A 26467-nucleotide genomic window follows, 5' to 3' on the forward strand; every position below is an offset into this window, starting at 1 on the left:
GTTAATTAAATAAAATATGTAAATAAAACAAAGCTACTTTTTCACTGTAAACTTTGTTTTTCGAGCTGTTTTAATGGTATGTGTTCTAACTCTTTACGCCTTTATGTTTGTTTTTATGCCTTCTCAAGCTCAGGGCGAGCCAGATCAATCGCTGAAATAAGTGCTGTCTCAAATTGACCTTTATCAAATATAACCAATCCCGAATGCGCACTGCAAAAATTTCGACCATCACGCCACTCGCTTGCCAGCTCTACGGCCCAATCACAATAGTGCTTAGCTGCATCTGGCTCATCTTTGAGCGCTTTTTTGGTAGTAGGGTGTAAGCCTAGGTTAGGCTGCACGGCACTTATTAACTTGGAAGGGGGTATCTCAAAGGTATCATCGACATAAATGCTCTGGCTGGCAGGGTGGTAGGCCAAAAGCGAGCTGGCATGAACCGCTTCATCCGGTGAGATGTAATGGATGCCTTGAGGAATAGAGAATTTAAGTTCAGGGTAGCGCGCAGCAACGGAATCGCTTTCGACTAAGTCATCTGCCCAATTGACTTCAGGCACTTGTTCTGGATGTCGGCTACTGCCATAAAACGTCGCTTGCGGAAAGTCTTTGGCCATTTGAGCACAGTGTACCGTATGGAACGGATGAACATTGAGAACGGCTTCAACATCTCGACCATCATTGGTTAGTGCCATTACTTGCTGACGAACATTATCTTTTAATGTGTAGCTATCTAAGAATATAAATCGTCCTGATGGTAGTTTTATGAGGGCACATTGAACACCGATATCAAGTATGCCGTTCTTTATAAATGAGCCTCGAATACTCCAAAACCCTGCACCTAAATCATACATTTCATCAGTCATCGACATTACTCCTTGATAGTTCATTTATTCAATCGTTTTACTTTTTTGTAGCACCCTATAGTCGGTTCAATATAATTTGGATACAAGGAAGGCGAGTGAAAGCACTACAAGTTGTAGACTAAACGAGCCTGATACCGTATCCAATTTATAGAAGATTGACTATATGATTATTAATTTTTATGGCAGTAAAGTCTGTAAGAAAAAAGATAGAAGCAATGTAAATGTGTAAAAATAAAAAAGAGTTGTTATTCAAATGTCATTATTAACAGTGAAAGCTGTCTGTCCTTCCTTTTATAAGTAGATTAAAAAATAGCTTATAAACAGTCTTCGTAATCATAGGCTGAGATACGAGGATCATCTTTGTAGCTTTCATTGCCACATAAGAATTTATCGAAACGGGTATCACCATTAATATAACGTTGCATCCATGCGATAGCAGGCTTACTTAATAGTTTCTCGTTAAAACGATGACTGGCACAGAAATGACTGCCGTTGTTAATCTCGACCTTCATTTTTGGACCGTCAGCTTTTTGATAAAAGGTATTGGTATATTTTTTATTCGGGGCGATACGGTCATTTTCACAAGCGATGAATAGAGCAGGCGTATCCATCGCACCATAGCTCGTATCATGATAGGGCGTTTGTGCAATGATGGCTTGCACCGTACTGCGCTCAGTTGCCAATCGTAGCGCACCGCCGCCGCCCATTGACCAACCAATCGCGCCCAAACGATTTGGATCGATCATATGCCCCACTGTTTTATCAGCGATGAGATGATCGAGAGCCGCGCTCAATTGCTCAGCACGGCTATCCGGATTATCATAAATGGAGCTAGTATTAATAGTAATAACGACAAATCCCCAAGAGGCTAGACGCGGTCCCCACCATTTGATAGAAGACTCATAAGACACATAACCTGGCACTACCGCGATACCACCTAGCAGACCACAGTTAGCAGCATCCGTTGGATAATGTATGGTACCGCCACCAAAGCCATTGGCTGATTGGCGACTCACATGCTTGGACTTTATAGAAAACGGACCGTTATCACGTGTTTTTGTGAGCTCAGTAGCAGTGATAGCGTCATCCTTTATACAGTCTACTGCCGCTAGTGAGTTTGTAGCGTCGAGTGTTGATCTAACTGGGTTGAGGCTTTTAACGCTAGTCTCGGATACAGTTACTTCTGCTATAGCCATTGTAGAGAAAACCAATGTGCTCATCGCGATCATAAGTTGTGAAAGCATCATATTTTTCATCATAGTAAATTGTATTCTAAAAGGTTGTGTGGTCGTGCATGTCTATGGGTTAGAAAAGATAGACGTAGGTAGTGATTGTTAATTGTCAACGTCATCAATCGTTAAAGCAGTTAAGTACTCAACAAGTGCGTCAAGAGCATCTAACCATACTATCCTGTATATGCAGTAAACGTAACTTTGATCATGAACTTGTGAGTCGAAAGCTGTCTTCACCGTCTCAAGTCGAAATGTGATTCCTAGTCAAGTTTTTCTACGATAATCTCGTACCCGAATAAAGAATCTATCAAGTGGCAATAACACTTTTAAACCTGAGTATATTGATGAATGTGCTACCATAATTGGCTTGTCATTATGATGAGCATTTATCGTTTAATAACGGTGATTTTGCTTATACATTTAGCATAAGCAAAATCACCGTTATTCCTCTCTATCATCCACGCCAGTGACGGTTATTATTTGCAGTCATGGTATAACCAATATAGTCAGATCCCCTGTGAATAATTCTAAAGATCAGATCCAAGATATAACAGCTGTGCCACCAGCTCCCTCCAATCATTCAACGTTGTGGATATTGAAGCTTACAATTGGTCTAATAGGTATGTTTGCTTTTTTGCAAGTGTACTCTATCCAAGCGGTGCTACCAGTCATGATGGTGGACTTTGCTGCGACCGAAGTACAGGCTGGCATGATCGTTGGTGCCACTGTATTGGCTATTGCGATTATGTCACCATTTTTGGGTATGCTCTCAGATGCAGTCGGGCGCAAGTCGTTTATCGTTGGCGCTTTATTGTTTTTAGCGATACCAACAGCGCTTATTGCCCAGAGCTCGAGCATTGAATGGGTCGGCATTGGGCGCTTCATGCAAGGATTGTCCGTACCGGGTATTACGGTGGTGACAATTGCCTATATCGGTGAGGAGTTTGAGGGCCGGGCAATGACTGAGTTGATGTCCTTTTATGTGTCAGGATGCGTGCTTGGCGGCTTTATGGGTCGGTTCTTGCTGGGGCATTTGCATGAGTTGATTGGCTGGCGGCATGGTTACTACGTCATGACCGCAATGACCTTGCTAGGCGCGATATGGGTCGGCAAGATGCTACCATCGTCTCGTCACTTTGTGGCCAACCCTAATTTTCGCTCAGCGATACAGACGCTGGGTGAGCACGTCACCAATCGCTATGTGGTAACAGCATGTCTGCTTGGCGCTTGCGTGCTGTTCTCCCTTGTAGGCTGCTTCACTTTTATTAATTTACATCTGGCAGATGAACCGTATCAGTTGACGACAGGGGCACTTGCTAATATTTTTGCAGTATATCTATTGGGCGTTGTTATCACGCCATTGTCTAGTAAATTGCTACGTCGGTTTGGCTCGGCGCGTACGGTCCGTGTCGCTATTGTTGTATCGATGGTGGGTTTGTTATTGACCTTGGTTACGCCTTTGTGGGGAGTGATCATAGGACTAGCAATTATGTCCTCGGGTGTGTTTGTTACCCAATCAGCAACCATCAGTTATATCGCGGTCAACGTAAAAAAGGGTCGTTCATTAGCTTCGGGTCTATATTATATGGGCTACTATACAGGCGGTACGCTAGGGGCATGGCTGGGTGGCATAGCTTATGCGCGAGGGCAGTGGTCTCTTACCGTATGGTTATTACTGTTTGTGCAGGTATTGGCGTTATTAATAGCCAGTTTTGGGATGATTAAAACTACAGTACGGGCAAAGTGATTGGCTGTCTGATTTAATGTAGGCTCGGTCAGTCATCTTATGATACTTAATGTAAGACCGCTTTACACGGCGCCGCTTTTTTCTTACTATCAATAACGATGTTATTATAAAAATTAAAATGGTTAGCGCAGTAGATTTTATGCTGCTATTAACTTGATTATTATTGTTATTTATCCCTTATAAGTACGACAAACAAGGAAGTCAAATCTATGTCAAACATTTATCACAGTGCACCATCTGCCTACGATTATCCACTACTGGTCAAGCAATTATTAAGCCGTGCAAAAACGGTATCGCAAGATCAAGAGATTGTGTATGCGGACAAAAAGCGCCTGACTTATAAAGAGCTGTTCGAGCGGATCAATCGTTTGGCCAATGTATTGGCAGACCTAAAGCTCGATGCAGGTGATGTGGTTGCCGTAATGGATTGGGACAGTCATCGCTATCTTGAGTCTTATTTTGCCGTACCAATGTCAGAGTACGTTTTACAGACCGTCAATATCCGTCTATCGCCTGAGAAAATCCTTTATACCATCAACCATGCCAAGCCTAAAGTGCTGATGCTCAATTCTGAGTTTGCGCCATTGGTTAAAGACTATCAGTTCGAGAACTCAAGTATTGAGCATATTATCTGGCTTGATGACAACGGTGTCACTGCTGAAGGTATCTTTGGTAGCAACCAAAGCCGTGTCACAGGCGAGTATGAAGCGTTACTAAAAGCTGCTAATAGCGAATTTGATTTCCCAGATTTTGATGAAAATACCATTGCGACGACTTTTTATACGTCAGGCACGACAGGTGATCCAAAAGGGGTTTTCTTTAGCCATCGTCAGCTAGTGCTACATACACTAGCAGAAGCGGCAACCTTGGGGATGCTGCCTGATAAGCAAGGCGTGAGCTATGGGGATGTCTATATGCCGATGACGCCAATGTTCCATGTGCATGCATGGGGTTTTCCGTTTACAGCAACCATGGTGGGTCTAAAGCAAGTCTATCCAGGTCGCTATGCGCCTGATACGTTGATGGACTTAATTGTCAATGAAAAGGTCAGTATCACCCATTGTGTACCAACAATTTTGCAAATGGTACTCAAAGAAGCACAAGATCGCGACGCCAGCTTTAATGGTCTAAAAATGATTATTGGTGGTTCAAGACTGACAGAAGGTCTAGCCAAAACGGCGATGGCACAAGGCATTGAGGTCTATACAGGCTATGGTATGTCAGAGACTGCGCCGCTTATTAGCTTAACGGGTTTTAGTCTCGATGAGCCTGAAATGACTGAAGAAGAAGATATTGCCCGTCGTTGTATGACAGGTAAACCCGTACTCATGGTCGATGCTCAGGTATGGGGTGAAGGCAACAAGTCAGTAGGGACTGGACCAGACAATACAGGCGAGCTTGTATTGCGTGCGCCTTGGTTGACCCAAAGCTATCTTAAAAATGACGACGCTGGCAAAGAGCTGTGGGAAAATGGTTATATGCATACCCAAGATATTGCGTACATACGTCCTGATGGCTATATCAAAATCACCGATCGCTTAAAGGATGTAATCAAATCAGGTGGTGAGTGGATTTCATCGTTAGAGATTGAGACCATTTTATCGTTACATCCATCAGTGGCTGATGTGTCAGTGATTGGAGTGCGTGATAAGCAATGGGGTGAGCGTCCATTGGCTTTGGTGGTATTAAAGCCTGATGCTAAGGATACCAGTGCTGATGATATCAAAGCGATTGCAGAAAAAGCGGTAGAGCGCGGTATCATTCCTAAATATGGCGTACCAAGCCAGTTTAAATTCGTTGATGAGCTACCAAAAACTTCTGTTGGCAAACATGACAAAAAAGTCATGCGTGAGATGTATGCCAATCAAACTGAGATTTAATTAGTATTGATTAAATGTTCAAATATTTGTATTCGTCAAAATGTAGCGCGTATTACACGCTTAATAGTTGACCTTTCCCATAGGCTCTGCTACATTTTAAACCGATACGATATGTATCGGTTTTTTAATTCTGGCAAGGATGACCAGTATTTACTAAGACATGGTATTTTATAGTTGAAGCATTTTAGAGTTGGTATCAGCCAGTTGCACGCAGACAGTGCGTTACACGAGGTGAATACCGTTATAACTTATTAAGTGCCTTAACTATAAAATACTATTGCCTCATTTCTCGTTTATGCTAAGGACAGCTACTATGAGCGACCATTCCCAATCCCCAGTTTCTACCCAAATGACAGACACGCCAAAATTCGCTGATATTTATCATGAGTCTATTACGGATCGAGAGCATTTTTGGGCTGAGCAGGCGAAGCGTATCTATTGGCATAAAGAGCCTGAACAAATTCTAGATGACAGCAATCTGCCTTTTGCCAGATGGTTTGTCGGCGGTGAGACCAATCTTTGTTATAACTGTGTCGATCGTCATCTGGTAGACCGTGCAGAGCAAGACGCTTTTGTGTGGGTGTCATCAGAGATTAATCAAGAGTTGATAGAAACTTTTCCAGCGGTTGTTGATTCGTTTAAGGATTTGGGCAATAACGTCGAGTTTTATACAGACTATACCAAGCGTCGCCTGACTTATAATGACTTGTATAAAGAAGTTAATTATTTTGCCGATGTGCTACAACGTCACGGTATTGGCAAGGGTGACCGTGTCATCATCTATATGCCGATGATATTGGAAGCGGCTTATGCCATGCTTGCTTGTGCGCGTATTGGTGCCGTCCATTCAGTCGTGTTTGGTGGGTTTGCCGCCCATAACTTGGCTATCCGTATGGATGATGCCGAAGCCAAAATGGTCATTACCGTAGATGCAGGGCTACGCGGTGGTAAGGTCGTCAATTATAAAAACCTAGTCAATCAAGGCGTCGAACAAGCGACTGTCAAACTAGAACATGTGCTGGTGGTCAATCGCGGTATATTGCCATTTGAAACCAAAGCGATCGATGTTGATTATGCAACCGAGCGTCGTCATAGTTGTGAGGCCAATGCAGTCGTAGAGCCAGTTTGGCTCGAGTCAAATACCCCGTCCTATTTGCTTTATACTTCTGGTACTACTGGCACACCGAAAGGGGTGCAGCGCGATACAGGTGGTCATGCAGTCGCGCTGACGACGTCGATAGATTATGTCTATGACGGCAAGGCTGGCGAGACGTTCTGGGCGATATCTGATATTGGTTGGGCCGTCGGGCATTCTTATACGATCTATGCGCCGTTACTGGCGGGTATGACCAGTATTATGTATGAGGGCTTGCCGCATATGCCAAACCCTGGTATCTGGTGGCGTATCGTTGAAGCTAACAAAGTTAATATTTTATTCACCGCACCCACAGGTGTGCGTATGCTCAAAAAACAAGACGAAAGCTGGATGACGCGTTACGACGTTTCCAGTGTGAAGTCGTTCTTTTTGGCAGGTGAGCCGCTTGATGAATCAACGGCTAGTTGGTTGACTCAGCATCTGGGCGTGCCAATTTTAGATCACTATTGGCAAACAGAGTCTGGGTGGCCAATCCTCAGCCATACGCCAAAGTTCAATCATAAGCCGCACAAGCAGGGGTCACCTGGTTACCCGATGTATGGCTATGAAGCGCATGTCATCAACGAGGAAACGGGCGATCCTTGTCAGGCTGGCGAAAAAGGATTGCTTGCAATTAAAGCACCACTACCGCCTGGTTGTCTCACCACGGTATGGCGTAACGACGAGCGCTTTATTAGCAGCTATTTTGGTCTGTTTGATGGTCAGCAGTACTCAACTTCGGACTATGCAGTGACAGATGAAGAAGGGTATTTCTACATCTTAGGTCGTACTGATGACGTGATAAACGTCGCAGGACATCGCATAGGCACACAAGAGATTGAGGAGGCCATCAGTACGCATCCAGAGATGGCAGAGTGTGCTGTGGTAGGGATTCAAGACGAGCTAAAAGGTGAGCTACCTATTGCGTTCTGCGTCCTAAAAGATCAAACGCAAATTGAAACCACCGAAAACCGTTTCCGTATCGAGCAACAAGTGATAGGCGCTGTCGTCAAATCTTTGGGCGGAATCGCGCGACCAGCCGCTATCTACTTCCCTCAGGCACTGCCAAAAACCCGCTCTGGTAAAATCTTACGTCGCTCAATTCGTGCTCTGGCGGAAAACCAACCGACAGGAGATATGTCAACGCTTGATAATCCAACCGCTATTGATGCGATCAAGCAAGCGATGAAGGATTATTGATTAACGCAATGTATCGATCTATAAGTCAGCAATGATCGTTATTTTACATAACAAATAGATTTATTTTATAAAAGCTCATGAGTAATCATGGGCTTTTTTGTGTTTGTTATTTAAACCATTTTTATAGAAACTCGTGCCATCAAAATAAACTTAGATAAAATTTCGATAAAGCGCTTGACCGTAAAAATGGTTTATTGTTATAGTTAATAACGATACAAAATAAATCATTTTAAAATTCAGTTTTTAATAATGCTTTATAGACAAACCCTCATTGCTTTTACTTTTCTAATAAATATCTAGGTGCCGTCACACGGTAGTCTCGCAAAAAAGATAAGGATATCTTATGCACCACGTTCAGCAGCTCATCAATGGTCAGTTCGTACAATCAAATACCGACGAATGGATTGATATCACCGATCCAGCAACTCAAGAAGTCATCGCAAAAGTCCCTCAAACCACCAATGATGAGATTAATCAAGCGGTTGCCGCCGCACAGACAGCGTTTGAAACCTGGCGCAAAACGCCAATCACCACGCGTGCGCGTATCTTTTTAAAGTATCAATCTTTGATTCGTGATCATATGGATGAGCTGGCAGAAATCTTGACCGCAGAGCAAGGCAAAACGATTGCAGATGCACGCGGTGATGTGTTCCGCGGTCTAGAAGTGGTAGAGCATGCCGCTGGTATTGCCAATCTGCAAATCGGCGACTTCGTAGAAAACGTGGCGTCAGGTGTCGATACTTATAGTATTTGGCAGCCACTCGGCGTTTGCGCTGGTATCACACCGTTTAACTTCCCAGCGATGATTCCACTATGGATGTTCCCAATGGCGATTGCTACGGGTAATACATTTATCCTAAAACCGTCTGAACAAGATCCGATGGTGACTATGCGTTTGGTTGAGCTAGCGATTGAAGCGGGCGTACCAGAAGGCGTGCTAAACGTAGTACATGGCGGCAAAGCAACCGTCGATGCTATCTGCGACCATCCAGATATCAAAGCCGTTTCTTTCGTCGGTTCTACTCATGTAGGCAAACATGTCTATGAGCGTGCAAGCCAGTCAGGTAAGCGTGCCCAGTGTATGATGGGCGCGAAAAACCATGGCGTTATCCTACCTGATGCTAACAAAGAGCAGACGCTCAATCAGCTAGCAGGCGCAGCATTTGGTGCCGCTGGTCAGCGCTGTATGGCACTATCGGTCGTCGTACTGGTAGGCGCAGCAGGTGAGTGGATTGATGAGATTAAAGCCAAAGCAGAAAGCTTAATCGTCTCGGCTGGTAAGCATGACAAAGACTTGGGCCCACTGATTTCTCCTGCCGCAAAGGCCCGTGTCGAGCATTTGATTGGGACTGGCGTAGAAGAAGGTGCGAGCTTGATTCTAGACGGTCGCGGAATTACTGTTGAAGGGTTCGAAAAGGGTAACTTCGTTGGTCCAACTATCTTTGATAATGTCACAAGTGATATGCAAATTTATAAAGAAGAAATCTTTGGTCCAGTACTATGTATTATGCGTGCTAACACCTTGGACGAAGCGATTGCACTATTGAATGCCAATCCACATGGCAATGGCACGGCGATATTTACTCAGTCAGGGGCAGCTGCACATAAATTCCAGCAAGACATTCAAGTTGGTCAAATCGGTATTAACTTGCCAATCCCTGTGCCACTACCTATGTTCTCGTTCTCAGGTTCACGTGGCAGCAAGCTTGGTGACTTAGGTCCTTATGGTAAGCAAGCGGTCCAGTTCTATACTCAGACCAAGACTGTGACGGCACGTTGGTTTGATGATGAAGCAAGCCGCGGTGTCAACACAACGATTTCAATTTAATCGTCAGCTCATTGTCTTTTCAGTATGACATTTTGTGTTTTCGGTATGACGATCATGCGACTTGCGGTACTATTAAACGCACTTTTATTATCGTTATGCCGCTATCATGTCGCGCTAATGTCTTATAAAATCTCTGACCAACATTTTCATTAGAGCTTTTATTAACGTTTATCTGAGATTTAAGCCCTATATTTGATCTATAAGAACAAGGATGACCCTATGGATTTTTCATTGACCGATGACCAAGTCGCCTTTCGCCAAACCGCCCGTCAGTTTGCGCAAAAAGAGCTAAAGCCAAATGCTGCTGAATGGGATCGTAACTCGCATTTCCCAATAGATGTGATCAAAAAATCTGGTGAGCTTGGATTTTTGGGGCTATACACCAATCCAGAGTATGATGGCTTGGGCCTGCCAAGACTGGACTCAGCGATGGTATTCGAAGAGCTTGCATGGGGCGACACGGCTGTAGCAGCGTATATGAGTATTCATAACATGGCCGCATGGATGATTGGTGAATATGGCAGCGATACGCTATGCAAAAAATATCTGCCCAATATGGTCAGCGGTGAGTGGCTTGGCAGCTATTGCTTAACAGAACCAAACGCAGGGTCTGATGCAGCTTCTTTACGTACCAAAGCGGAGAAGCAAGGCGAGCATTACGTACTGAACGGTGAAAAAACCTTCATTTCTGGCGCAGGCTCAACCGATGTATTGGTAGTGATGGCGCGTACTGGTGATGCTGGGCCAAAAGGCGTGTCAGCGTTCGTTGTAGACGCCAATAGTGCTGGTATCGAATATGGCAAAAACGAGCACAAAATGGGCTGGAAAGCACAGCCGACACGCACGACTAGCTTTAAAGATGTAAAAGTGCCAGTAGAGAACCTGATAGGTGAGGAAGGTCAAGGCTTTCGTATCGCTATGAAAGGACTAGATGGTGGTCGTATTAATATCGGTATTTGTGCAGTAGGAACGGCACAAGCGGCGTTAGAGACCGCAACCAGTTACGTGCAAGAGCGCAGCCAGTTTGGTAGTGCAATTGCCAACTTACAGTCAGTACAGTTTAAACTTGCTGATATGTTGACTCAGACCATTGCCGCGCGCCAAATACTGTATCTAGCAGCTGATAAAGTCGACAACAATGATGGACAAGCGTCTACCTACTGCGCGATGGCAAAACGTCTGTCTACGGATCTTTGTTTCGATGTTGCCAATGAAGCTCTGCAGTTGCACGGCGGCTATGGTTATCTAAATGAGTATCCGCTTGAGCGCCATGTGCGAGACTTGCGTGTCCATCAAATCTTAGAAGGCACCAATGAGATCATGCGAGTGATTATTTCACGTCAGGTCTTGCAAGATGAAGGGTTAAGTCAACTTCGCTAATTTATCTCGTTTTACTGAAACAAGGATGTTTTATGACAGATTATACAAATCTACAGCTATCAATTGATGGCCATACCGCAACATTGACGTTGAACAACCCACCGGCACATACGTGGACGATGGACAGTCTACATGCACTTAAGCAGCTCATTACCGACCTTAATGCCAACGACGATGTCTATGCACTGATCGTGCATGGAGATGGCGAAAAGTTCTTTTCAGCTGGTGCAGATTTAAACAATTTTTCAGACGGTGATAAAGGCCGTGCCATCAGCATGGCGATTGCATTTGGTGAGGCATTCGAAGCGCTATCGGCCTATCGCGGTGTCAGTATCGCTGTCATCAATGGCTATGCAATGGGCGGCGGACTAGAGTGTGCGCTCGCATGTGATATCCGTATTGCAGAAGCGCACGCACAGATGGCACTGCCAGAAACAGGCGTAGGATTATTGCCATGTGCTGGCGGCACACAGAACCTACCTATGTTAGTAGGGGAAGGTTGGGCCAAACGCATGATACTGTGTGGTGAGCGGATCGATGCAGATACGGCATTGCGTATCGGTCTGGTTGAAGAGGTCGCTGCAAAAGGTGAGGGATTGCAAATCGCTCAAGCCTTGGCAAAAAAAGTCGCTAAACAGTCTCCTGTTGCTATCAGTTATTCCAAGAAACTTATTCAAGCGGCTAGAGACACCCCGCCTGCGCAGAACCTCATCCATGAGCGTGAAGCTTTCGTGAAGTTGTTTGATACCAACGATCAGCGCGAAGGGGTACAGGCCTTTTTAGAAAAACGCAAACCCAATTGGCAAAACAAATAAACAGCGGTCAAAACGCTTGAGCCATAACACTTATTCTTTAATCTTTGTAGGTCACTTTTATGACAGCAGCTACCGACAATACCCAAAACTCTTCGAACAATACCGAGCAAGAGGCCTCTGTATTGTTCAATACTGAGCTGACAGATTGCGGGCACTTGATTGGGATCATGACACTTAATACACCCAAATCGCTTAATGCACTTAGCGTTGATATGTGTCAATTATTGTCAGCACAGCTAGAGCAGTGGCAAGCGGACGAGCAAGTGGTAGCGCTTGTGTTAAAGGGCGCAGGGGATAAAGCGTTCTGTGCGGGCGGTGATATTCGTAAACTCTATGACAGCATGTCTGCCAGTGCACCAATGCCAAACCCGTATGCTACTGAGTTTTTTAGTCACGAGTACCGCCTCTATCGTCAAATGCACTTTTATCCAAAGCCACTAATACTTTGGGGTGACGGTATCATCATGGGCGGCGGTATGGGACTGATGGCAGGATGTAGTCATCGTCTAGTCACTGAGCGTACGCGTTTTGCCATGCCTGAAGTCACTATTGGACTGTTCCCTGATGCATCTGGTAGCTGGTTTTTGCAGCGTATGCCTGCTAAGACGGGTTTGTTCTTAGGTCTAACTGGCGCGATGTGCAATGGCAGTGATGCGCTATTGGCTAATCTGGCGGAGTATGCTGTTGCCAGTCAGGATTATGATACTGTCATGCAGCGCCTCAAACAGAGCGACTGGCAGGCAGTCGATAACACGAGCGGTGCAGATAAGTGCCATAGCAATAGTGCGCATAGTATTGTCAGCGGGGCACTTGCTGAGCTGCCAGTAGCCGAACTACCTGATAGTAAGCTTGCAACTTACTGGCAGCCTATTCAGCAACTGATGAATAGCGGTGGTCTGGCTGATATCGATACGTTGCTACAAAGCGATGAAGCACTCATGCAGCTAAACCAAGACTTTGCAGCAGACAGTTGGACTCAGCGAGCAGTTGCAACCTATCGGCATGGCTGCCCAGTCACGGCTGCATTAACCTATGCGTTGTATCACAAAGTCGCTGACCTATCGATCGAACAAGTACTGTATTTAGAGACCAATGTCGCAGTACATTGCGCGGCCAATCCTGATTTTAAAGAAGGCGTGCGGGCATTATTAATTGATAAAGATAGAAAGCCCAAATGGTCGCGTTCATTGGCAGACTGTCTAAGTGTAGAAGGGCAGGCGTATATCGATAAGCACTTTGTCAATCCTTATCCAAAAGGTGAGCATCCTTTGAGCGATTGGTTAGGTAGTGATGCTTTGGGTAGTCAGTATGTCCGCTAGTTGCCTAAAAGAAATTTATAACATAAGAACAATCAGCGATTTTATAAAGTTTTAAAGAAGGGTGCTAAGACATAAGATAGCAGCATTCTTTAGTAAGCAATACTCGCTAGTAAACACTGTTAAATAGTATGTAGCAATAGCTACATTATAAATCATCAAGGAGTGATGAGATGGGTACAAAGGATATAAGTACAATGAGTAATGACCCCAGCAAACCAAATATTGCCTTTATCGGGCTGGGTAATATGGGCGCGCCAATGGCGGAGAACTTGTTAAAAGCAGGTTATGCACTGTCTGTTTTTGATTTGTCTGAGGTTGCAACCCAGCGCCTAGCACAAGCAGGTGCTAGGGTGGCAGACAATCCTAAAGATGCTGCGAGTAACGCTCAAGTTGTGATTAGTATGTTGCCTGCAGGTCAGCATGTACATTCGGTGTACTTGGGTGATAGTGGCTCTGATGGGTTACTTGCAGAACTGCCAAAAGGCACGCTTGTGATTGACAGTAGTACGATAGCAGCTGCTGATGCAAGGACAGTAGCAGAGGCGGCAAGTAAGCTTGGGATAGATTTCTTGGATGCACCAGTCTCTGGCGGTACAGGTGGGGCAGTTGCTGGTAGTTTGACCTTTATCGTCGGTGGCGATTCTGCTGCTTTTGCTAAGGCTGAGCCAATACTTGCCGTGATGGGAAAAAACATCTTTCATGCTGGAGAGCACGGCGCAGGACAAGTCGCAAAAATTTGCAACAATATGCTGTTAGGTATTCTGATGGCAGGCACGGCAGAAGCGATTAATCTAGGCGTCAAGAATGGTTTAGACCCCAAGGTGCTATCAGACATCATGCTGCAGAGCTCAGGGCGTAACTGGACACTAGAAGTTTATAACCCTTACCCGAAAGTCATGGAAAATGTGCCCTCTAGCAATGGCTATCAAGGCGGTTTTATGAGCAAATTGATGCAAAAAGATTTGAACCTTGCGATGCAGACTGCTCAAGACACTGAAGTAGAAACGCCAATGGGTGCTAAAGCAACAGAGTTATATGCCTCACATACTGTAGAGAATGGTGATAAAGATTTCTCTAGTATTATCGGACGTCATGATGTCTCATTATTGTCCTAAGCATAACTCTCTTAACTTTGTCTCTTTTGGATGTAACCTTCTTAGACATATCGATTCTTAAACATACCAGTATTACGAATTTTTCGTATCACTAGTAGGTAGCATTAATTAAGAGAATGCATTTGCTAAAAAGAAAAAAGGTCTACGCTAAAATCATAGCGTAGACCTTTTTTTATGGCTAATAGACTGTGTTAGCTTTGCAGATCGTAGACGAGCGTCTGAACGTCTTGCGCAGCTTTCTGTAGGCGTGGTACATGAGTCAGCAGATCGTCGAGTGATACTCGTATAGTTGGTGCATGCAAATAGAGAGAAGCCAGATAGCGTGACTTTTTGTCGAGTATAGGTACAGCCACTGCCACCATCTCAGAGATAAACTCCTCATTATCGATGCCGATACCAGTATCAGCGATACGATCAAGCTCGGCATTTAATGCATCGATATCAGTAATCGTATTCTTAGTGAACTTATCTAGTGGTAACCCTTGTAATATTTTCATACGGCTAGTCGTAGATAATTGGCTTAGATAGAGCTTGCCAGTCGCTGTACACCACATGGGTGATTTTGCTCCGACAGGAAGATAAATCTGTAGTGGTAAGGTCGTTTGAGCACGGTTGGTATAGATCATATTCATATGATAAGGAATACCAATGCCGCAAGTTTCTTTTAGCTCGTCAACCAGCTTTTGCAAAATCATCTGCCGTTCGTTAAAAAATAACCGTTGCTGCCAGAGCTCAACGCTCAAATTGCGTACGCGCTTACCAGGGATAATACCGCCACCAATATCAACAGTCAAAAAACCATCATCAACCAAATTTTGAATCAATCTATGAATGGTCGGTTTAGGGATATCTAGCTCCTGTGAGAGCTCAAGTGGAGAAAGCGGTTTTGAAGCATAGGACACTGCTTCGATGATTTCTAGGACACGGGTAATCGACGATACTTTAGGCATATATATGGCTCGTTAGGAGTAAAGAAATAGAGCAGGTAGTATCACAAGGTTTTCATAAATAAGACAAATAGTGACAATACTGACGTTCTATAACAAATCTATTATAACAACTAATTTAGCATAATATTCGCTTGAGGCAAGCGTTAGTCGCGTTATATGAGATCATTTATATCGTTTTATTTGTTGGTGTAGATTTTCTTATATAAGTAACAATAGATACGTCAACTCACAAGCCACACTATTTGGTAAGGTTAAGCCATATAACTGTCATTGAGTCGGACGATATTTTAGATAATTATGTGGACATGTTTTGCAATACCCTTACATAAACATTAAGCAAGCGAAGTCTCATGTTTACGCTGTTTGGTTACTTTAAGGACGTTATGTAACATAAAAGCGAATTTTTGCAGATTGGTGTAGCAATTATTACAGTACCTATGCAATCTTTACATAATGGCAAATAAAAACAGCATCAGTAGGGGTGACTTTTTAAGTCAGAATTGTTTTAATCACCTCAACAAAATGATGGTTTAACAAAAGCACAATCATCGTTTTTTATGGGCGGGTTTATTTCACACTTTAGGAGAATAATTATGAAATTGATTAAATTGACGGCAATCTCTGCTGCTGTTCTAGCATCAACTGCTGCATTAGCTGCTGATCCAGTTATCGTTGTTGATGACAACGCTGCAGTTGCATATGAAGCTGAGCCAGTTGCTGTTGCCTATCAAGCAGAACCTGCTGCTTATGCATACAATGCTGACGCTGGTGTAGTAAGCAACACTACTGGTGCGGTACTTGGTGGCACTAAAACTTTGTTCCAAACAGCTATTAACCCAGCATCTGTTAGCGCTGAAGTTGGTACTCTAGGTTATGGTGCGAATATCGGTTGGTCAATGAATGAGAAAACTGAACTACAAGCTGGTTGGGCAGGTGGCGATGTAGCTGACCTTTTCGGCGGCGACTTTGATGCAGACGACGTAAACTATGATGTAGATGCTGACTTTAGTAACCCATACCTAGGTGTACAATTACGTCCTACTGGTAACTGGTTCACAGTTGGTGCTGGTATCATCGTTCCAGACAACGATTTTGATGTAACTGCTAACTCTGAAGGACCAAACTTCAGAATCGACAACGTTGATTACAACGCTAGTGAAACTGGTACCCTACAAGGTACTATGGAGCATCGTAACAAACTAGCTCCTTATGCGACTGTTGGCTTCCGTCCAAACATCACAAATAACTTCGGTCTATTTGGTGAAATTGGCGCAGCTTATATGGGTAAAACAGATGCTACCGTTACTTCAAGTAATGCAGATGCAGATGTAACAGCAACTACGGTAAATGGTACTACTACTGTTAAAGGTAGTGATGTAGCCAAAGCTGCTGAGCAAGAGCTAGAAGATAAAGACTGGTTAGAATGGTTGCCAATCGTTAAAGTTGGTGCAACTTACCGTTTCTAATCTAATGACAGTTTAAATACTGTCATTAGTAGAAAACAAAAAAACGATCCTTTTTAGGGTCGTTTTTTTATGCTTAAAATAATGAAAGATATTCTAAAAATCAGGTTTGAACTTTACTTAGAAAACCTTGCTTAAAAAACGATGACAGTCTGCTGCGATTGTAACGTGGCAATGCGGTAAACAGATTGGTAATCTGTGTTCTTAATATCAGTGATTACAGAAGAAGCGTTAATCTCTCTATTATTTTCAATCAAGCTAGGAATAAGGTGAGAGTAATCCATACCTAAGCCTTGAGCTAATGTATATTGGTTCACTTTGATAAAGCTTTCTTTTATTTGCCATAATAGTTTGGTAGTGCGTTCTCGTTGATCTTTAGAGAGCCCCTGTAAAATGATCAGCTCGTTCTCTGAATAGAAACGCTTGACTACATGCCACGCAATATTATTGGTCTCTATATCGATACCAGCAGGACGCTGATGACTGATAACAACCGCTATTTTGCTATGTAAACGTGTACAATTTGTCTGATTCGATTCTGTAGTTTGCTTTGAACTACTAGCTCCTGTATGGCTAAAGCATACGTAATGCTGACTATTAACGAGCCGATAGGGAAAGCTTGACTCATCCAAGGTGTCATCTATTTCTAATTTTTTGAGCAGCTCTTGTAATAGTTGCCTGACGCCTTGCCGCTGCTGCTGACGCTGTTTACGTGCTAGAGCAGGTACTGAGTGTCTAGGTGCTGCTGTCGCCACCTGATAGTGCCAGCTTAGATTATTGAGCTTAATGATGCCTTTATACGACGTATTACAGGATGACAACCATAATGACTTGTTCCATAAGCTTCCAGTGACTAAATGACTGATTGACTCACTCACTTGAGCAGTCACACACCATGTCGTGGTGTCGAGTTGAGTATACTGTATTTGGGTAAGGTTGGAAGTCGGCATATATTACTAGTCGTCAAAAATGATTATTATAGAATTGAGTATATAAAATTGTGTAAGTCTGAACGCTATGTATTTAGTATTTTGCTCATAGATAGTCATATCTCAATAGCTATGTCTAAATAATCTATATTTAATTATCTGGTCAAGAATATCAAAAGCCCAGCAATAGTATATTGCTGGGCTTTAATTAAACTATCAAACTCTATAAATAACGCTAAATCACAATTTAGTAAGACAGCTCAGCACGACGGTTTTGTGCATACGCGTCTTCAGTGTTACCAGCTGCTGCAGGGCGCTCTTCACCATAGCTAATCACACGGATGTTGTTTGCAGTGACACCTTGAGCAGCTAGGTAGTTACGTGCAGCTTGTGCGCGTCGCTCACCTAGTGCCATGTTATATTCACGGCTACCACGCTCATCAGTATGACCTGCAATAACGACAGTAGCTGCTGGGTTTGAATTTAATAGGCTTACGTGTTGGTTAAGGACGCTCGCTGATTGAGCAGTAATTTCACTGCTATCAAAGGCAAAGTAGACCACTGCTTGAATATTCTCAGCGCCAGTAATGACAGCGTTTGAGTTATCAACGATAACCGCACCATTGTAGCCAACTTGTCCACCTGGAATACCTAGCGGGGCAACGACAACTTCTGAGGTAGAACGCTTGGTAGCACAACCAGTGGTTAGTGCAACGGCGCTTGATAATACAGCAAGAACAGCGATCTTAGAAAAACTGATTGACATGACGAGCTCCTAAAATTTTAATTAAATTTGTTTTTTTAAACTGCTTCCGATAAAACTTAGGCAATCTCTATCTATAATATACTAAATGTTAATTTATGTAAGTATTTTTACTGTAAATTACGATAGATAAAATCGAGCGTATTACCAGCGGTGCTTGCCCCAGTTTTCAGGGTTGGCCCAGTAATCAGCATTGAGCCAATTTGGGAGTTGTTTGTAGTCATATAGATTAAATTGCCAAAGCGTCGCAGTAACGGTTGATGAGGTAATAGATTGAATGTCATCAATATTTAGAGATGGCTCACTCAATATATCAAATGGCGTAAAGCCATAAGGTTTCAAATCTATCGAGCTATCTAATGCAATAAGCAAATGCGCGGCATACAGGTCACGGTAGCGCATCAGTAGCGGCACATAGTGTTGAGTCAGCTCTTCTGACAAGGTAGGCAGCCAAAAGCAAGCAAGCTCATAACGATCAGGTACATGCTGTTTAGCAAGATCTGATAACGTTGATAAGTGTCGTGCGTTCAGCCTTGCTTCAGTGTTCTCATTAGTAGATGTAGTATCGTCAAGTTGTGCTTGTAGTGCTAATAAATCTGCATTGTTATGTGTTACCCATAATGCTTCATTATTATTTTTGTTATGCTCAGGTGACAGTTCTGTCTGAGTCGTCAATGAGGGTAGTAATGCATCAACATACTCTATAAGCAAAGGTAGGGTAATGTCTGCACGTTTCACCGTAATTTTTGTCATATAATAGGCCGTTAGTCAAATGATTGGTCATCAGTATGACTATTAAATCATTTTCAACGACATTATCCAATTGATAACGTATGTTTCATATTCAAATCATATTGAACCGACGATATCTTACTTTACATACTTGAAATTTAGCGATTTAGGTCAATCTAGCTATAAGCTTAAAGAGAAAGTCAAATTAGTAATAAAAATTAGCTTAATCATTGCAAAGTTATGTGTATATGCTTAGCTGATTAGTTAGCCTAAAGACTAAGTCTTTATTTGCACTAGAGCCTTCTGCAAATAGCGAAATGATATTACTCATTATTATATTGCTTATCCCTAGTAAAACTACCTTATAACCAAATCACTGATAATAATAGGACACCATATGTCTACTGCTGAAACTGATGCACAAATCATCAATCCTGAAATGCCAGATGTGCCGCCCCATGCGCCAAGTAAGATTAACTTAAAAGACTATACCAAACCAAGTTTTGATGTCGAGACAGTACATTTAGATATTAAGCTGTTTGAAGACTATGCGCAGGTAGACAGTACGCTTGAGATGGTACGTCAGACAGCAGGGGATATCGTCTTATTTGGTGAGTCATTAGAGCTGCTAACGATTACGATGAATGGTAAGACGCTGAGCACTGAGGATTATCAGCAGGAAGCAGGCAAGCTGACGATTTATAATGCCCCTGAGCGAGCTACTTTAGACATTCAAGTACGTATCTGTCCGCAGACCAATACGGCGCTTGAAGGCTTATATATGGCAGGCAGTGGCGACGACACGATGTTTGTGACTCAGTGCGAGCCAGAGGGTTTCCGTAAGATTACTTTTTATCCTGATCGCCCTGATGTGTTGGCGATATTTACCACGCGACTTGAAGCAGATAAGCGCTATCCGACGTTGTTGGCCAATGGTAACTTAGTCGAAGCAGGCGAAGTGGCCGATGCACCAGACCGCCATTATGCCATCTGGCACGATCCAACCAATAAGCCAAGCTATCTATTTGCCTGTGTGGTAGCCGATTTAGATGTATTGACAGATTCTTATACGACTAGCGAAGGTCGAGAAGTATTGCTTGAGTTGTATGCCAAGTCTGCTGATATCGATAAATGTGATGTCGGTATGCAAGCCCTAAAAGATGCGATGAGATGGGATGAGGTCAATTACGGGCGAGCCTACGATCTAGATCGCTACATGATTGTGGCGGTAAGCCAATTCAATATGGGTGCAATGGAAAATAAAGGTTTGAATATTTTTAACACCGCTTGTGTGTTATCTAGCCCTGAAACGACCACCGATGCTCGTAGTTTTAGCGTAAAAGCCATTATCGCTCATGAGTACTTTCATAACTGGACTGGTAACCGTATTACTTGCCGTGATTGGTTTCAGCTTTGTTTAAAAGAAGGCTTTACCGTTTACCGTGATCAGTCATTCTCAGCAGACCAACAGTCAAGCGCGGTACAGCGTATTGATGACGTAGCGACCTTGCGTGCCCATCAATTCAGCGAAGATGCAGGCCCATTAGCGCATCCAGTACGTCCAGAGAGCTTCGTTGAGATTAATAATTTTTATACAACGACTGTCTATGAGAAAGGCGCTGAAATTGTACGCATGATTGCTAATACGTTAGGGCCAGATGATTTCCGCAAAGGAACAGATGAGTATTTCCGTCGCTATGATGGACAAGCGGTAACGGTTGAGGACTTTTTATCAGCACTTAGTATCACTGATGACAAAATCGAGAATTTCATTGATTGGTATCGTCAACCTGGTACGCCAGTGGTATCAGGTTCTCAAACCTATGATAGCGCAGCACAGACGCTGATCATCACTTTGAATCAGCAAACACGCCATGTTAAAGGCTTTGATGCACCAAAACCATTGCCGATACCTGTAGCAACGGCATTGTTTGATAAAGACTCAGGCGCTATCGTCGCTGAGCGTATGTTATTGCTTGACGAGGCGACGCAAACCTTTGTCTTTGAAAATATAGCGAGCGAGCCTGTTGTGTCATTACTACGTGACTTTAGCGCGCCAGTCCAGCTCACTTATGACTATCAAGATGCAGACTTAGCGTTTTTGCTTAAGCATGAAACCAATGGGTTTAACCGCTGGCAAGTAACTCAAATGCTGGTAAATCGTATTTTGCTGCAAGGCCAAGGTACGAAGAGCAGCCCTGATGTATACCTAGAAGCATTAGCGCAGACACTGCCTGTCTTAGCAGCTGATGATGCGATGCTAGCGGCACGATTGCTTGATATTCCATCAGCGCAAGAGCTGGCTTCTGCTATTTCTAAAGACTACGATCCAGTGTTGGTTAAAGAGCAGCGCGATGGGCTATACAAGCAAGTGGCTGATAAGTTAAAAGGCCAATGGGCTGAGCTTTACAAAAACCTGCCAATGCAGTCTTATGAGGATAGCGCTGAAGCTCGAGGCATTCGTGCGCTGCGTAATGTCGTACTCGATATGGCATTGACGGCCAATGTGGATGATGCGGCAGACTGGGCACAGCAGCAGTATGACAATGCGAGCTGTATGACTGAGCGCTTTGGTGCATTGAAGACCATGGTCAATCATCAATTGACAGGTGCAGATAAGTACTTAGCAGACTTCTATGAGCGTTTCCAAGCAAATGATTTGGTTATCGATCTGTGGTTCAGTGTCCAAGCTGCCGCCGACGATGTGACACCTGATATGGTCAAGTCGCTACTAACGCACACGGACTTTGATTGGAATACGCCTAACCGTGTCCGCTCAGTTATCAGCGCTTTTAGCTCGCAACCGACGGTACTTTGGACGGCAGAAGGTTTAGAGATGTATACAGGCGTGATTCAAAAATTAGATGATGCCAATCCTGTGTTAGCGTCACGCTTATTGCAAGTACTGGCCCGCTGGAATACGTTGGCTGAGCCTCGTCGTCAAATGGCGCATGAGCAGCTGGTTGATTTACAAAAGAATGTCTCATCTAAGCATGTGCTCGAAAGCTTAGAGAGCGTGTTAGGTGCTGCAAATAGTTAATTAAGAGCAGTGCAATATGCATTGAAATGCAATATTAATGTTATAAAAATACTAATGTAAAAATAAGGCTAGCTCTGACCAATTAACGAAACATGTATCGTTGCTGGTCATTGCTAATCAAATTTTAGAATAGAGTGTTTCTTATAGAATGTTCATAAATAAAAAGCCCCTTTCGCACTGATGCGCAAGGGGCTTTTTATTGTTTGCTCGACGATAAATTATCGTGGATAGCTATTAGCGATTTGGTAGCACATCTTTTACCATATCACGTAAGTCACGTAGTGCTGTGACGGTGCTATCCCAATCTAGGCAACCATCGGTGATAGATTTGCCGTACTCAAGCTGGCTTAAATCAGCAGTCAATTTTTGATTGCCGCCTTTTAAGTGACTCTCAATCATCATACCGATAATTGATTTATTGCCATTTTGAATTTGTTCGGCGACGTTTTTGATAACCATCGGTTGTAGGTAAGGGTCTTTACCTGAGTTAGCATGACTTGAGTCAATCATAATCTTGCTATTGGTTTTGCCTTTTGCCAGCTCGTTTTCAACTTGGGCTACCGCAGTTTCATCATAGTTAGGTTTACCGTTACCACCACGAAGTACCACGTGCGCGTAAGGATTACCTTTAGATTTGATGATAGAGACTTTACCATCTGACGATAGACCTAAGAAACTATGACCTTCTTTAACCGCTTGCATGGCATTTACAGCAACTGTCATACCACCATCAGTACCGTTCTTAAAGCCAACTGGGCATGATAAACCAGAGCTCATTTCGCGATGCGTTTGGCTCTCAGTGGTACGTGCACCAATGGCTGACCAACTGATTAGATCCTGAATGTACTGCGGCGTATTTGGATCAAGTGCTTCGGTCGCGCAAGGTAGACCTTTTTCATTCAAATCAAGTAGCAATTTACGAGCCGTGCGCAAGCCTTTTTCTATATCAAAGCTGTCATTCATGTCAGGGTCGTTGATCATGCCTTTCCAGCCAACCGTCGTACGAGGTTTTTCAAAATAAACACGCATGACCACAAATACACTGTCTTCGATTTCTTTTGCCAATACGGCTAAACGATCGGCATATTCGTGAGCGGCTTTGATATCGTGAATAGAGCAAGGGCCAATGACCACAAACAAACGCTTGTCTTTACCATCCAAGATATCTTGAATAGTATTACGACCTTTTAGTACGGTGTTATACGCGTCGTCTGACAGAGGCAGCTCGGCTTTTAGCTCGGCGGGGGTAATCAAAGGAATAAATTTTTCAATATTCACGTCGTCAATATCTGCATTATGGGTAACTGATGTTGTCATGGTTATATATCGTCTAGCTGATTTATAGGAACATTCATTATGCGGACAAAAGTGTTGGTTGACAAGGGTAGTCGAGCAGTTAATTGACTGATAACTGGAATGAGAAAACTAAAACTTAGTTATACTTATAGAGACTTAGCATGATATTTGACGTTCTAAATGCACGTTTAGCATTTGGTTTTTCTATCTATTAATAAGAGTTGGTTGAGTTTTTGATGCATAACGCTCAGATTTTATGCGTGAATTTCGCTATTTGTATCATCGTCAAGTATGATAGCAACATTAGCGATGGGTGGCCCAAACTGTGGCATTAAAACAGTACGGATGAGTGTGCACATTATCCGTGATGCTGTATCGCTGATTTATTACGTTATATTTTATAATAACGGTTTATTTTATTTTGTGTATTTCTAATATCGAGAGCTTGTCATGACAGATTCTGCTACGTCTCATCACCATACTGACCTCATTCATCAAGCCGAGACGGATTCTCAAGTACCAAATATAAATGCTATGCCGCTAGTGATAGGCATCGTCGCAGGTGAGGTATCTGGTGACAGCTTAGGCGCAGATTTTATGCGGCAAATGAATAATCTACGTGATGATATTGTCTGGGTAGGCGTAGGCGGTACAAAGATGCAGGCGCAAGGGCTACAGAGTATTTTCCCGTTAGAGCGCTTGGCAGTGATGGGTCTGGTTGAGGTCATGTCGCAGCTACCCGATTTGCTCAAAGCGCGCCGCGAGCTACTGAGCGCATTTAAGGTTGCCAATATTGATTGGTTCGTCGGTATTGATGCACCTGACTTTAATTTACGAGTATCCAAAAAACTAAAGCCCCAAGGCGTGTTCTGTGTGCAGTACGTCAGTCCTTCTATCTGGGCGTGGCGCGAGTCGCGTATTCATAATATTAAAGCGGCGACCAATTTGGTGCTATGTCTATTCCCGTTTGAGTTGCCAGTTTATGAGCGACATAACCATCCAGCGATCTGTGTGGGCCATCCATTACTACGAACCATTGATCAGACCCTTATCGATACACCAATCAATCAACGTCGCAGTGAGCTCGTTTGGGACAATGATGGGTTGCAGCAGTTCTTCATCGAACGCTTCGATGATGTGAGTCAGCTTATTTGTGTGATGCCAGGCTCTAGGCGCGGTGAAATTACAGCCATTTTGCCATTGATGCTTGATGGCATCCAAAAGTTAATCCTGTTAGATCCTAAGCTGTGCTTTATTATTCCAACGGTCGATCAAAACCATCAATATATTGTGCAAGAAGTGATCGACCAACGCTCAGAACAGCTACGTGCAGCAATTGTAGTGGTCTACGATGATACCCAGCCAGAATTTAGCCAACATGCCATGGCGGCATCAGATATTGTGATGCTGGCATCTGGGACAGCAACGCTGGAGGCAATGCTGCTTGAACGTCCGATGGTAGTGGTCTATCAATTAAATCAGCTGACTTACCAAATAGCCAAGCGTCTGGTAAAAGTACCATATGTGGCATTGCCTAATATATTGGCTAATGCGCCAATCGTACCTGAGCTGATTCAAGAGCAGGCGAGCGGTGACAATATCTGCCGCACCGTAATGCGATTGCTGCAACCACGCGCTTATGCCGAGCAATTACACGACTTACTAGTGACAAAGCAGTCGCTACAACAGCAAAGTAACCATGAGCCTGCAAACAGCGTGATTGAACAGTGGTTTATTCAAAATACCGATACCGTCAATCCTAATTAAACGAGAAAGACCTTTTAATATTATGCATATCAACCAACATACAGAAAGCTCAGTTCAAACGATTGACATCAATATTGAGCATATTGATGTGAAAGGACAATATATACAGTTAGCAGCGCCCATACGTTTATATGGGCAAATGAATACCGCTGAGCTGCTTACCCAATATCTCAGTTATGATAACCAAGAGACAGAGCAGTCAATACTGCAAATCGGCGTTGATGAAGCAGGACGTGGGCCATTACTAGGTAGTGTCAATGTGGCGGCGGCAATATTACCTGCGACCTGGTCAGGATTGATTGAGGAACAACCGCTCAAAGACACGCCGTTATCGATACTGACAGATTCCAAACAACTGAGTGAAAAAAAGCGCGATATCCTTTATCCATTGGTGCAACAGCATGCTATCGGTTATATCATCGCTGATATACCAGCAGCAGTAATCGATCAAGTGAATATCTTGCAGGCAACAATGCTTGGTATGCGCTTATGTACTGAATCGTTGCTAGAAGTGATTTTTGAAAAATTTTCGACTACTGGAAATGTTAACAGCACGTTGCTCGATCAATTAAAGATCGAAGTACTATTTGATGGAAATCGTTGCCCTGAGTTGAACTATGATAGCTTTAAACATTTAAAGGTAGCGCCATCTGCGATTGATTGTCAAGCATGGGTAAAAGGCGACGCGCGTCATACTAGTATTGCAGCGGCCAGTATATTAGCAAAAGTAAGTCGTGATGAGACGATGTATGCACTGGATGCTCAATATCCGGAATATGGTATTGCCAAACACAAAGGCTATCCGACGCGCGCGCACATGGAAGCAATCGAAAAATATGGTGTCTTGCCAACGCATAGACGTAGTTTTGCACCAGTGAGAAAAGCGCTAGAAATACAGTAGCTATAAACAAGTGACTATAGAAACATGTTCATGAAAAAATGACTGTATAGCGGAGACAAAAGAATCGTACTTTATAGATGATATCTTTGCCTTGGAAATAGCTTAAGCATAGTGT

General features: G+C 43.4%; 19 protein-coding genes. 12 read left to right on the forward strand and 7 right to left on the reverse strand.

Annotation, left to right across the window (positions count from 1 at the left end; all coding sequences use genetic code 11):
* Positions 1 to 113 precede the first annotated feature (113 nt).
* Positions 114 to 860, reverse strand: a complete 747-nt coding sequence (locus CXF69_RS06085; protein ID WP_102078452.1) for a hypothetical protein — start codon at positions 858 to 860, stop codon at positions 114 to 116.
* A 314-nt stretch (positions 861 to 1174) separates the two neighbouring features.
* Positions 1175 to 2107 carry a dienelactone hydrolase family protein gene (locus CXF69_RS06090; protein ID WP_102078453.1) on the reverse strand — a complete coding sequence of 311 codons (933 nt, stop codon included), beginning with the start codon at positions 2105 to 2107 and terminating at the stop codon, positions 1175 to 1177.
* Positions 2108 to 2678: 571 nt separating this feature from the next.
* Between CXF69_RS06090 and CXF69_RS06095 the strand changes: the two genes are divergently transcribed.
* The 8 genes from CXF69_RS06095 (at position 2679) to mmsB (ending at position 14511) form a co-directional block, all read left to right on the forward strand.
* On the forward strand, positions 2679 to 3839 hold the full coding sequence (locus tag CXF69_RS06095; protein WP_267284173.1) for an MFS transporter: 1161 nt from the start codon (positions 2679 to 2681) through the stop codon (positions 3837 to 3839).
* A 209-nt stretch (positions 3840 to 4048) separates the two neighbouring features.
* Positions 4049 to 5719: a fatty acid--CoA ligase gene (locus tag CXF69_RS06100; protein ID WP_102078455.1), complete on the forward strand. Its 1671-nt coding sequence runs from the start codon at positions 4049 to 4051 to the stop codon at positions 5717 to 5719.
* Positions 5720 to 6032: 313 nt separating this feature from the next.
* A complete protein-coding gene (locus CXF69_RS06105; protein WP_180952643.1) occupies positions 6033 to 8054 on the forward strand; it encodes a propionate--CoA ligase in 2022 nt (673 codons plus the stop codon).
* A 343-nt stretch (positions 8055 to 8397) separates the two neighbouring features.
* Positions 8398 to 9882, forward strand: a complete 1485-nt coding sequence (locus CXF69_RS06110) for a CoA-acylating methylmalonate-semialdehyde dehydrogenase (RefSeq protein ID WP_102078457.1) — start codon at positions 8398 to 8400, stop codon at positions 9880 to 9882.
* A 219-nt stretch (positions 9883 to 10101) separates the two neighbouring features.
* Positions 10102 to 11262, forward strand: coding sequence for an acyl-CoA dehydrogenase family protein (locus tag CXF69_RS06115; RefSeq protein WP_102078458.1), 1161 nt, complete (start codon positions 10102 to 10104; stop codon positions 11260 to 11262).
* A gap of 32 nt (positions 11263 to 11294) precedes the next feature.
* Entirely contained in the window at positions 11295 to 12077 is a 783-nt protein-coding gene (locus CXF69_RS06120) for an enoyl-CoA hydratase (RefSeq protein WP_102078459.1), read from the forward strand.
* Between the two features lie 59 nt (positions 12078 to 12136).
* The gene (locus CXF69_RS06125; protein WP_102078460.1) at positions 12137 to 13396 is read left to right on the forward strand and encodes an enoyl-CoA hydratase/isomerase family protein; all 1260 of its coding nucleotides are present in this window, start codon (positions 12137 to 12139) and stop codon (positions 13394 to 13396) included.
* A 194-nt stretch (positions 13397 to 13590) separates the two neighbouring features.
* Positions 13591 to 14511: a 3-hydroxyisobutyrate dehydrogenase gene (gene mmsB / locus CXF69_RS06130; RefSeq protein ID WP_228706747.1), complete on the forward strand. Its 921-nt coding sequence runs from the start codon at positions 13591 to 13593 to the stop codon at positions 14509 to 14511.
* Positions 14512 to 14702: 191 nt separating this feature from the next.
* On the opposite strand, the gene CXF69_RS06135 is transcribed toward mmsB, so the two are convergent.
* A complete protein-coding gene (locus CXF69_RS06135) occupies positions 14703 to 15461 on the reverse strand; it encodes an IclR family transcriptional regulator (RefSeq protein ID WP_102078462.1) in 759 nt (252 codons plus the stop codon).
* Between the two features lie 593 nt (positions 15462 to 16054).
* On the opposite strand from CXF69_RS06135, the gene CXF69_RS06140 reads away from it, so the two are divergent.
* The gene (locus CXF69_RS06140) at positions 16055 to 16927 is read left to right on the forward strand and encodes a hypothetical protein (protein WP_102078463.1); all 873 of its coding nucleotides are present in this window, start codon (positions 16055 to 16057) and stop codon (positions 16925 to 16927) included.
* Positions 16928 to 17058: 131 nt separating this feature from the next.
* Here CXF69_RS06140 and CXF69_RS06145 read toward each other — a convergent pair whose 3' ends face one another.
* The 3 genes from CXF69_RS06145 to CXF69_RS06155 form a co-directional block, all read right to left on the reverse strand.
* A complete protein-coding gene (locus CXF69_RS06145; RefSeq protein WP_145990083.1) occupies positions 17059 to 17874 on the reverse strand; it encodes a 4'-phosphopantetheinyl transferase superfamily protein in 816 nt (271 codons plus the stop codon).
* Positions 17875 to 18100: 226 nt separating this feature from the next.
* On the reverse strand, positions 18101 to 18619 hold the full coding sequence (gene pal, locus CXF69_RS06150; RefSeq protein WP_057760480.1) for a peptidoglycan-associated lipoprotein Pal: 519 nt from the start codon (positions 18617 to 18619) through the stop codon (positions 18101 to 18103).
* A 141-nt stretch (positions 18620 to 18760) separates the two neighbouring features.
* A complete protein-coding gene (locus tag CXF69_RS06155) occupies positions 18761 to 19369 on the reverse strand; it encodes a DUF6231 family protein (RefSeq protein WP_102078465.1) in 609 nt (202 codons plus the stop codon).
* Between the two features lie 418 nt (positions 19370 to 19787).
* Between CXF69_RS06155 and pepN the strand changes: the two genes are divergently transcribed.
* Complete coding sequence (pepN, locus tag CXF69_RS06160) at positions 19788 to 22388, forward strand: aminopeptidase N (protein WP_228706748.1); 2601 nt, start codon at positions 19788 to 19790, stop codon at positions 22386 to 22388.
* A gap of 234 nt (positions 22389 to 22622) precedes the next feature.
* Here pepN and CXF69_RS06165 read toward each other — a convergent pair whose 3' ends face one another.
* Positions 22623 to 23705 carry a 3-deoxy-7-phosphoheptulonate synthase gene (locus CXF69_RS06165; protein ID WP_102078467.1) on the reverse strand — a complete coding sequence of 361 codons (1083 nt, stop codon included), beginning with the start codon at positions 23703 to 23705 and terminating at the stop codon, positions 22623 to 22625.
* A gap of 429 nt (positions 23706 to 24134) precedes the next feature.
* On the opposite strand from CXF69_RS06165, the gene lpxB reads away from it, so the two are divergent.
* Together lpxB and CXF69_RS06175 are read left to right on the forward strand one after the other, a co-directional pair.
* A complete protein-coding gene (gene lpxB, locus CXF69_RS06170) occupies positions 24135 to 25451 on the forward strand; it encodes a lipid-A-disaccharide synthase (RefSeq protein WP_102078468.1) in 1317 nt (438 codons plus the stop codon).
* 22 nt (positions 25452 to 25473) lie between these two features.
* Positions 25474 to 26352 carry a ribonuclease HII gene (locus CXF69_RS06175; RefSeq protein WP_102078469.1) on the forward strand — a complete coding sequence of 293 codons (879 nt, stop codon included), beginning with the start codon at positions 25474 to 25476 and terminating at the stop codon, positions 26350 to 26352.
* Positions 26353 to 26467: the final 115 nt, after the last annotated feature.

Source organism: Psychrobacter sp. Choline-02u-9, from assembly GCF_002836505.1.
In the GTDB taxonomy this organism is placed as follows: domain Bacteria; phylum Pseudomonadota; class Gammaproteobacteria; order Pseudomonadales; family Moraxellaceae; genus Psychrobacter.

Coding starts and splice junctions, on each gene's coding strand:
- CXF69_RS06085 (WP_102078452.1), bottom strand. CDS start 860: ATGACTGATGAAATGTATGATTTAGGTGCAGGGTTTTGGAGTATTCGA.
- CXF69_RS06090 (WP_102078453.1), bottom strand. CDS start 2,107: ATGATGCTTTCACAACTTATGATCGCGATGAGCACATTGGTTTTCTCT.
- CXF69_RS06100 (WP_102078455.1), top strand. CDS start 4,049: ATGTCAAACATTTATCACAGTGCACCATCTGCCTACGATTATCCACTA.
- CXF69_RS06105 (WP_180952643.1), top strand. CDS start 6,033: ATGAGCGACCATTCCCAATCCCCAGTTTCTACCCAAATGACAGACACG.
- CXF69_RS06110 (WP_102078457.1), top strand. CDS start 8,398: ATGCACCACGTTCAGCAGCTCATCAATGGTCAGTTCGTACAATCAAAT.
- CXF69_RS06115 (WP_102078458.1), top strand. CDS start 10,102: ATGGATTTTTCATTGACCGATGACCAAGTCGCCTTTCGCCAAACCGCC.
- CXF69_RS06120 (WP_102078459.1), top strand. CDS start 11,295: ATGACAGATTATACAAATCTACAGCTATCAATTGATGGCCATACCGCA.
- CXF69_RS06125 (WP_102078460.1), top strand. CDS start 12,137: ATGACAGCAGCTACCGACAATACCCAAAACTCTTCGAACAATACCGAG.
- mmsB (WP_228706747.1), top strand. CDS start 13,591: ATGAGTAATGACCCCAGCAAACCAAATATTGCCTTTATCGGGCTGGGT.
- CXF69_RS06135 (WP_102078462.1), bottom strand. CDS start 15,461: ATGCCTAAAGTATCGTCGATTACCCGTGTCCTAGAAATCATCGAAGCA.
- CXF69_RS06140 (WP_102078463.1), top strand. CDS start 16,055: ATGAAATTGATTAAATTGACGGCAATCTCTGCTGCTGTTCTAGCATCA.
- CXF69_RS06145 (WP_145990083.1), bottom strand. CDS start 17,874: ATGCCGACTTCCAACCTTACCCAAATACAGTATACTCAACTCGACACC.
- pal (WP_057760480.1), bottom strand. CDS start 18,619: ATGTCAATCAGTTTTTCTAAGATCGCTGTTCTTGCTGTATTATCAAGC.
- CXF69_RS06155 (WP_102078465.1), bottom strand. CDS start 19,369: ATGACAAAAATTACGGTGAAACGTGCAGACATTACCCTACCTTTGCTT.
- pepN (WP_228706748.1), top strand. CDS start 19,788: ATGCCAGATGTGCCGCCCCATGCGCCAAGTAAGATTAACTTAAAAGAC.
- CXF69_RS06165 (WP_102078467.1), bottom strand. CDS start 23,705: ATGACAACATCAGTTACCCATAATGCAGATATTGACGACGTGAATATT.
- lpxB (WP_102078468.1), top strand. CDS start 24,135: ATGACAGATTCTGCTACGTCTCATCACCATACTGACCTCATTCATCAA.
- CXF69_RS06175 (WP_102078469.1), top strand. CDS start 25,474: ATGCATATCAACCAACATACAGAAAGCTCAGTTCAAACGATTGACATC.